The following is an 8,577-nucleotide window of genomic DNA, read 5'->3' on the forward strand; positions in this document are numbered from 1 at the left end:
CCCCCCTGCCGTCCTACCCCCAGGCACCCCAGATGCCTCTGGCGCCCCAGTCGCCCTACGGGCCCCCCGCCCCGTACGGCCCGATGCCGTACCAGCCCTGGACGCAGGGATACAGCCCCTACGCCACCCCCGCGCCGGTCAGCGGTGTCGCGATCGCCTCGCTGGTGCTCGGGCTGCTGTGCTGTCTGCCGGGCGTCGGGCTGGTGCTCGGCGTGATCGCCCTGGTGCAGATCCGCCGGACCGGCAAGCGCGGCACGGCGATGGCCGTCACCGGGACGGTGCTGTCGTCGCTGGGGCTGGCCGTATGGCTGCTGATGCTGGCGTCCGGCGGCCTGTCCGCTTTCTGGGGCGGCTTCGAGGAGGGCCTGAACGACGACGGCACGAGCCTGTCGGTCGCCAAGGGCGAGTGCTTCGACACGCCCGACGGCTCGCTGGAGGGCGACACCTACGACGTCGACAAGGTGCCCTGCGCGCAGAAGCACGACGCCGAGGTCTTCGCCGTCTTCAAGCTCACCGGCTTCGGCTCCGACTACCCCGGCGACCGCGCCGTCACGTCGGTCGCCGACGACAAGTGCTACGCGAAGCGGGACGGCTACGCGATGGACACCTGGGCGGTGCCCGCGGACGTCGACGTGTACTACCTGACCCCGAGCCCCGACAGCTGGGACGCCGGCGACCGCGAGGTGACCTGCGTCTTCGGCAGCACCACCGAGGGCAAGTCGCTCACCGGCACCCTGCGCAACGACGAGACCGTGCTCGACGACGACCAGCTCGCCTACCTGAAGGCCGCGGGCGTGCTCAACGCGGCGCTCGACTCGGCGCCGGAGGACGCGTACGTCGAGGACGACCTGCCGGGCAACAAGGCGTGGGCGAAGCGGGTCGCGGACGCCATCGGCACGCAGAGGACGATGCTGGGCGGGCACGAGTGGCCCACGGCCGCGAAGAAGCCGGTCGCCACGATCGTCACGAACCTCTCCGCCGCACAGAAGGAGTGGGCGGCCGCCGCCCGCGCCTCGGACGCCGACGCGTTCTACGTCCACTTCGACAAGGGCGCCCGGCTGATCGACGGCCGCAAGACGGTCACCGTCCGCAAGGCCCTGGGTCTGGCCACCACCCCGCCGGCCGGTGACGCCGACGGCGGCGACGGCGGAACCGGCGACGGCGGCGGCAGCGGAGGGGGCGACACCGGTCTGGATGTGTGACGGCGCGCGCCGCGGGGAGAAAGTGCCTGCGTGAACCCCTTCGCGGCCCCGCTTCATCACATCGAGTGATTCTCTGGCCCTCGCTTGCACGGGACAACCCACGGTTGCCAGGCTGTTGCTGTCTGTACAGCCTGATGGGAGTGGCCAGTGACATTCGGTGAACAGCCGGCCTACCTGCGCGTCGCGGGTGATCTCCGTAAGAAGATCGTCGACGGTTCACTCCCCCCGCACACCCGGCTCCCCTCCCAGGCGAGGATCCGCGAGGAGTACGGCGTCTCGGACACGGTGGCGCTCGAGGCGCGCAAGGTGCTGATGGCCGAGGGGCTGGTCGAGGGCCGCTCCGGCTCCGGGACCTATGTCCGCGAGCGGCCCGTGCCCCGCCGAATCGCCCGTTCGGGATACCGCCCGGACGGCGGCGCCACGCCGTTCCGGCAGGAGCAGGCCGACGCCGCCGCCCGCGGCACCTGGGAGTCGCGCAGCGAGCAGCGCGAGGCCGGCTCGGCGGTCGCCGAGCGGCTCGGGATCGGCGTCGGCGACCGCGTGATGTGCACGCGCTACGTCTTCCGGGAGGCCGGCGAGGCGATGATGCTCTCCACCTCCTGGGAGCCCCTCGCCGTCACCGGCCGCACGCCGGTCATGCTGCCCGAGGAGGGCCCGCTGGGCGGGATGGGCGTGGTCGAGCGGATGCGCGCGATCGACGTCATCGTGGACAACATGACCGAGGAGGTCGGCGCGCGCCCCGGCCTCGCCGAGGAACTGATGGCCCTGGGCGGTGTCCCGGGGCATGTCGTGATCGTCGTCCAGCGCACCTACTACGCCTCGGGCCGCCCGGTGGAGACCGCCGACGTGGTCATTCCCGCCGACCGGTACCGGGTCTCCTACCACTTGCCGGTCAAGTGACGCGGCGTTTCCGTGTCGCAGTGATGTAGAGCACGTTACGGGGGCAGGTGCCCCCGTCATCGCCAGGGCCCTGTGCGCCCCGTGTGCCGCTGAATTCCGGCCGTTCTCGCAGGTGGTGCAGGGTGGCGTAGCCCCCGCTCGGAGTGGATGCGGCGTGCTGCGCGAGCGCTCCTTCCGCCGTCGTGCGCCCCCTGGGGCTGGCCGGTTGCGTACCTCTTCGTGAAAAGCCGTATTCGGTGCGTGAAGGTAAGGCGTACGCTCGGGCATATGCGGAGTGCGGTTTCCTTATCGGGCGGGGTGCTACGGGATCGGAAGCCGGAGGCGGCAGGGCCTGAGCGGGAGGGGACGGTGGCGCGATGAACGAGGGCGGCACGATCGCACTTCCGTGGCTCGTCATACGACAGGACGACAACGGCAACCGCTATCGCGTGGGCCGGTACGCCACCCGCGCCGAGGCGCAGAAGATCGCGGACAGTCTCGACGACCGTCGGCACAAGCAGCTCTACTGGGTCGAGCGGATCGGCCAGAACGTCGACGGCTCGCGCAACTGACCGTCCGTGGGCTCCGCGGCCGTCCGCGGGTTCTGGTGACCGCCCGCGGGTTCTGGTGGCCGCCCGCGGGTTCCGGTGGCCGCCCGAGCGTTCCGGTGATCGCCCGCGCCTCGCGGCGGGCGGACCTCCCGTAGGCTCCGGCGCATGACGGAACGGATCGTGGTGGTGGGAGCCGCCCTGCTCGACGGTGGCCGGCTGCTCGCCGCGCGCCGCAGCGCGCCCGCCGATCTGGCCGGGCGCTGGGAACTCCCGGGCGGCAAGGTCGAACCCGGCGAGAGCCCGCGGGACGCCCTGGTGCGCGAACTGCGCGAGGAACTCGGCGTCGAGACCGAGACCGTCGCCCGGGTGCCGGGGGAGTGGCCGCTCCGGTCGCCCTATGTCCTGCGCGTCTACACCGCCCGGCTGCTGCCCGGGTCGGCCGCGCCCCGCGCCCTCCAGGACCACGACGAGCTGCGCTGGCTCGCACCGGACCGGATCTGGGACGTCGACTGGCTGGACCAGGACGTCCCGGCGGTCCGTGAGACCCTCACCCACCTCGACGCCCACGCCGGCTGACCACGGCGCAGCCCGGCAGCCCGAGGCCGGCGCTCGACGTCCGCGCGTCCGCCGGCGTGCGGCCTCCGCACCTCCGTCCGCCGGTCCGGCGCCCCCCTCGGCCCACCCCTACGCCGTTCGTGCCACAGTGCGCCCTCCCGGGCGGTACGTCACCCCCGATACCGGGTAGGTGACCACTAACCCCATGAAAACGGACATGGGTGCGCTCGCTGGCCCGGGAAGTGATCGGCGTGATCGACACGGAAGGCGACTGTGCCGAGTGGACGTTCCCCGCCGACCCCGGCGCCGTGCGCACCGCCCGTGCCGCCGTACGGGGACAGCTGCGCAACTGGCGTCTCGACAGCCTCGGTGACCTGGCGGCACTGCTGGTCAGCGAGCTCGTCACCAACTCCCTGCGCCATGCGACGGGCCCCATCGGCGTCCGGCTCGTGCGCCCGGCCGAACTCGACGACGTCCTGCTCGTCGAGGTCTCCGACCCGCTGCCCGACATGCCGCACGAGCGCGCCGCGCGCCCCGAGGACGAGAGCGGCCGCGGTCTCCAGCTGGTGGCGTCCGCCGCGCGCAGATGGGGGACCCGGCCGGGGGACGACGGCAAGACGGTGTGGTTCGAGCTGACGCCCCCTCGCTGAGGGCCGCGCCGCACGCGCCACGCCCCCGCCCGACACGGCCCCCGCGCCCCGCCCGACACGGCCCCCGCGCCCCGCCGGGCACGGCCCCCGCCCCGCCGGGCACGGCACCTTTCTGGCCGAGAACCGTGCCCCGTCGAGCGGTTCGGGCCGGTGGCGGTTGTCGGTGGGTGTGATTCGACTGTGTGTCACCTGGTTAGAAGACTGGAAGTGTGTGAGCGCCCGGACCGAAAACCATCGGGACCGTGCTGTGATCGTGAACACCGTGTTGTACGGCGCCGTAGTGCTGGATACTGCGGGCAGCCGCCCCCGGTGACCGGTGCCGGACGCGGTGAGCTGGAGGGGACGGTTCGCGTGAGCGAGATACCAGCGAAGGCCACGGAGTCCGAGGACCCGTCGGGCGGCGCGAGGGCGGAGGGCGCGTTCGGCGGCGCCCGGGCCGCCTCCGTCGACGCGCCCGCTGTGGACGCCCTGTGGCAGAGCAGTCCGCCCGGCTCCATCTACGACTACATCAAGGTGGCCTCCTTCTCCATCGGTTCCGACGGACTGGTGGACCAGTGGAGCCTGCGCGCGCAGCAGTTGTTCGGCATCCCCGCCGAGCGCGCCGCCGGGATGGACCCCATCGAGGCGTTCGTCGACCCCGATCTCCAGGCGCGTGGCCAGCGGAAGATGGCCGAGATACTCGACGGGCGGGAGTGGACCGGAGTGGTCCCCTTCAAGATGCCCGACAGCGCGGAGGGGGAGCCCGGGGAGGAGGGCCTCGCCGAGGTCTACGTCATGCCGACCCGCACGGCGGAGGGCGACAAGGCCGCCGTGTGCATCGTGACCGACGTACGCACCCTGCGCAGCATCGAGACCGACCTCGCCGCCTCGCAGGCCATTTTCGGTCAATCTCCCTTCGGCTTCCTGCTGATCGACACCGACCTGCGGGTCCGCCGGGCCAACAAGCGTTTCGCCTCCATCTTCGGCGGCACCCCGGACGACCACCGGGGCAAGGGCGTACACGACTACCTCCCGCGCCCCGAGGCCGACCGGATCGTGGCCACCCTGCGGCGGGTCCTCAAGACCGGCGACTCCATCACGGACATGCATGTCACCGGCTTCGTGCCGGGCTCCGACGAGCGCCGCCACTGGTCCATCAACCTCTACCGGGTGCACAGCGGAAGCGGCCGCCCCATCGGGGTCGCCTGGCTCGGCACGGACATCACCGCCCGGCGCGCGGCCGCCCGCGAGGCCGCCGCCGCGCGGCGCAATCTCGCCCTTCTGAACGAGGCCGGCGCCCGGATCGGCAACTCCCTCGATCTGGAGACCACCGCCCGCGAACTCCTCGACGTGGTGGTGCCCGGCTTCTGCGACCTGGCGACCGTCGACCTCTACCAGGGGCTGCTGGCCGGCGACGAGGCCCCGCCCGGCCTCGCCGACGGCAGTGCCGAACTGCGCCGGGTGGCCTTCGCCAGCGCGGTCTCCGACGCGCCGTTCCTCGGCGGCGGGACACCGGTCGCGGTCGGCGCGGTGCACCACTACCCGTTCAACTCGCCCTGTGCGGACGCCCTGCGCACCGCCCGGCCGCAGAACGTGCCCCCGGACGAGCACGGGCTCGTGCAGTCCACGCTCGCCGTGCCGATGGTCGCGCACGACACCGTCGTGGGCCTCGCGCAGTTCGCGCGGACCAAGGGCAGCGAACCGTTCGGCGACCGCGACCGGGACCTCGCGGTCGAGCTCGCCGCCCGCGCGGCCGTCTGCATCGACAACGCCCGCCTGTACCGGCGCGAGCACGAACGCGCCCTGATACTCCAGCGCTCCCTGCTGCCGCCCGGCGACCCGGAGGCGTCCGGCCTGGACATCGCCTGCCGCTATCTGCCCGGCAACGCGGCGACCGAGGTCGGCGGCGACTGGTTCGACGTCATCGAACTGCCCGGTCACCGCACGGCGCTGGTCGTCGGCGACGTGATGGGGCGCGGACTGCGCGCCGCGGTGGCCATGGGCGAACTGCGCACCGCCGTACGCACGCTGGCCCTGCTGGACCTCGAACCGGCCGAGGTGCTCTCGGCGTTGGACGAGATCGCCCGCGGCCTCGGCACCCCGGGCGGCGTCCAGCAGGCCACCCGCACGGCCCGCCAGCCGCGCGACGCCGACCTGTCCGAGGTGTACCTCGCGACCTGCGTCTACGCCGTCTACGACTCGGTGACCCGGCGCTGCACCTTCGCCAACGCGGGCCATCTGCCGCCCGTCCTCGTCGAACCCGGCGAGAGCGCGCTGATGCTCGACGTGCCGCCCGGGATGCCGCTCGGGGTGGGCGGCGAGCCCTTCGAGGAGGTCGAGGTCGAACTACCCGAAGGCGCACTGTTGGCGCTCTACACGGATGGACTGGTCGAATCGCGCGACCATCCGCTGGACGAGGGCCTCCAGGCGTTCGTCGGGGCGCTGACCGACCCCTCGCGTCCGCTGGAGGACGTCTGCGACCACGTGCTCAACACCCTCGACACGCACCACGGCGAGGACGACATCGCGTTGCTGATGGCACGTGTCCAGGGGCTGCCCGCCGAGTCCGTCGGCGACTGGACCCTGCCGCGCGAACCGCGCAGCGTGGGCCGGGCGCGCGAGTACGCCCGCGGGCAACTGCTCAGCTGGGACCTCGAACCCCTGGTCGACACGACGGAGTTGCTCGTCAGTGAGCTGGTCACCAACGCCCTGCGGTACGGCGAGGGGGAGATCCGGCTGCGGCTGCTCCTCGACCGCACGCTGGTGTGCGAGGTCTGGGACGCGGGCCTGGTCCAGCCGCGCCGCCGCCGGGCCCGCGACACCGACGAGGGCGGCCGCGGTCTCCAGCTGGTCGGCCTGCTCAGCGCCGCCTGGGGCTCCCGCCGCACCCCGCGCGGCAAGACGGTCTGGTTCGAACTCCCCCTGCCCGACGGCGAGACCGGCCTGACGGACCCGGCGGAGGCCCTGCTCAGCCTGTTCTGACGGGAAGCGCCGCGGCAGGCGTCAGGGCTCTCTTTCCGCGCTGCCGGGCGGCAGCCGGTGGCGGGCGCGGGTCCCCGGGCCGCCGTAGGCCGCGGGGGGCCCGCCGCGGGGCTCCACCGTCAGCAGGATGCCGCCGAGCACGGCGCCGTCGTCGGCCTCGGCGCCCGGCGGTCCGTGGGCGGCCGCCACGTCCCGTTCGGCGAGTTCCCGCGCGGCCAGCGCCATGGCCTCGGCCTGTGCGGCCCCTGCCGTCGCCTCGGCCCCGTCGGCCATCGCGTCGGCCTCCAGCAGCAGAACGCGGGCCCGCGCCAGGCGGGTTCGGGCCTCTCCGCCCACGGCTCCGCGGTGCACGGCGACATAGTCCGCCGCGTCGTCCGTGGCCGTGCGGGCGGCGAAACGGGCCGCGGCCGGCACCACCCCGGTCCTGCCGTTCGCGTACGGCGCCACGGCCCGCACGATGCGGCGCAGCGCGTCGAGCGGATCGCAGGGACCGCTCGTGAGCTCCTCGCGTACGGCGGCCAGGACCGCGTCCGTGCGGGCCGGGCGCGGGTCGGCCGGGCCGCCGCCGGGGCGGGCCGCCGCGAGCTCCGCCTCGGCGCCCGTGAGGACCGGCGCGATCAGAGCCGCCGCCGTCGCGAGGTCGGCGGCCAGCCGGTCGACCGCGTGCACCAGCGCCTCGCCCTGCGCCACCGCGCCCTCGGCGGCGCGCAGCCCGCGGGCCGTGCCCGTCAGGTCCTCGGCGTGCACCGCCCGGCGGGCGTCGTTGAGGTGCGTGGTCGCGAACACCACCCGGTCGGTGGCGTACCGGACGTACCCGGCGACGGGCCGGGTCGCGCCGGGCCCGTACCGCTCCTCCAGCGAGGCCGTCGTCGTCCGCGCTCGCGCGGAGCGGGCGGCCAGCTCGCGGAAGCGGGTCTCGGCGGCGGCCAGCGCCTCCTCGGCCCGCCGGTCCAGCGCCCGCAGCGCGTCGAAGTCCGCGGCCTCGCGGTCCAGCCGCCGCCCGGCCTCCGCGCAGCGCCCGACGACTCCGGTGAGCGCGTGCCGCCGGGACGGCTCGTCGGCGGGCAGGCCCTCGTCGTAGCGCTGCCGGATCGCGAAGGCGGCGGTCAGCTCCCCCTCCGCGTCGCGCACCGCCCGCGCGAAGGGCGCGGCCGGTCCCGGGCCGAACAGAGCGGTGGCGAAGGCGAGTTCCTCGCGGCTGGTGCGGACACAGTCGTCGGCCTGGGCGAGGGCCGCGCGGGACTGCTCGTCGAGCCCGAGCAGCGACGGCACGGGCGGCTGCGCGGAGATCACCCCGGGTGCGGCGGGCGTGGTCCGCGTGCGGGCCCGCCGGGTGCGCCGTACCAGGCCGTACGCGGCGAGCGCGCCGACCACCACGACGGCGACGACCGGCAGTACGAGATCGGCGGCGGACGTCTCGTCCCGTGCCGCCCGCGCCGGTTGCGGCCGCGCGCCGGCGGAGGGCCCCGCGCGGGCGGCGGGAACCGCGGCACCGTCGTTGATCGTCGTCCCTGGCAAGATCAGCCAGATGATCCCGGCGGTCATCCCCAGCAGCGTGTGGGCCACCCGCAGGGATATGTGCGCGGGGGCGGTCCGCCGGGGCCGGCCGCGGATCAGGGAGGGCGTCACATTTCGGAGCGTATGGGTGGGTAGGCGGCTCCGCGAGCGGAATACGCCCGGGCCGGGGAGGACGACCACGGAGGGAGACGAGGCGATGGACAAGGCGACGAGGCAGACCGGCACGGAGGAGCCACCCCCCGACCCGCCGGAGCCTTCCCC

At 74.2% G+C, this 8,577-nt stretch carries 7 protein-coding genes; 6 read left to right on the forward strand and 1 reads right to left on the reverse strand.

What is annotated here, in order from left to right; translation table 11 throughout:
• The 6 genes from WN71_RS32000 to WN71_RS32025 all read left to right on the forward strand — a co-directional run.
• The coding region (locus WN71_RS32000) for a DUF4190 domain-containing protein (RefSeq protein ID WP_338058716.1) at positions 1–1,202 on the forward strand (1,202 nt) is incomplete at its 5' end.
• Positions 1,203–1,349: 147 nt separating this feature from the next.
• Complete coding sequence (locus WN71_RS32005; RefSeq protein WP_046590990.1) at positions 1,350–2,102, forward strand: GntR family transcriptional regulator; 753 nt, start codon at positions 1,350–1,352, stop codon at positions 2,100–2,102.
• 356 nt (positions 2,103–2,458) lie between these two features.
• Positions 2,459–2,653: an SPOR domain-containing protein gene (locus tag WN71_RS32010; RefSeq protein ID WP_046590991.1), complete on the forward strand. Its 195-nt coding sequence runs from the start codon at positions 2,459–2,461 to the stop codon at positions 2,651–2,653.
• 144 nt (positions 2,654–2,797) lie between these two features.
• On the forward strand, positions 2,798–3,208 hold the full coding sequence (locus WN71_RS32015; protein ID WP_046590992.1) for a (deoxy)nucleoside triphosphate pyrophosphohydrolase: 411 nt from the start codon (positions 2,798–2,800) through the stop codon (positions 3,206–3,208).
• Positions 3,209–3,408: 200 nt separating this feature from the next.
• Positions 3,409–3,837, forward strand: a complete 429-nt coding sequence (locus tag WN71_RS32020) for an ATP-binding protein (RefSeq protein ID WP_046590993.1) — start codon at positions 3,409–3,411, stop codon at positions 3,835–3,837.
• A 351-nt stretch (positions 3,838–4,188) separates the two neighbouring features.
• Positions 4,189–6,798 (forward strand): SpoIIE family protein phosphatase, encoded by a 2,610-nt coding sequence (locus WN71_RS32025; RefSeq protein ID WP_046592863.1) that lies wholly within the window; start codon positions 4,189–4,191, stop codon positions 6,796–6,798.
• 21 nt (positions 6,799–6,819) lie between these two features.
• On the opposite strand, the gene WN71_RS32030 is transcribed toward WN71_RS32025, so the two are convergent.
• Positions 6,820–8,427 carry a hypothetical protein gene (locus tag WN71_RS32030; RefSeq protein WP_046592864.1) on the reverse strand — a complete coding sequence of 536 codons (1,608 nt, stop codon included), beginning with the start codon at positions 8,425–8,427 and terminating at the stop codon, positions 6,820–6,822.
• Between the last annotated feature and the right edge of the window lie 150 nt (positions 8,428–8,577).

Source organism: Streptomyces mangrovisoli (assembly GCF_000974985.2).
Taxonomy (GTDB): Bacteria; Actinomycetota; Actinomycetes; order Streptomycetales; family Streptomycetaceae; genus Streptomyces; species Streptomyces mangrovisoli.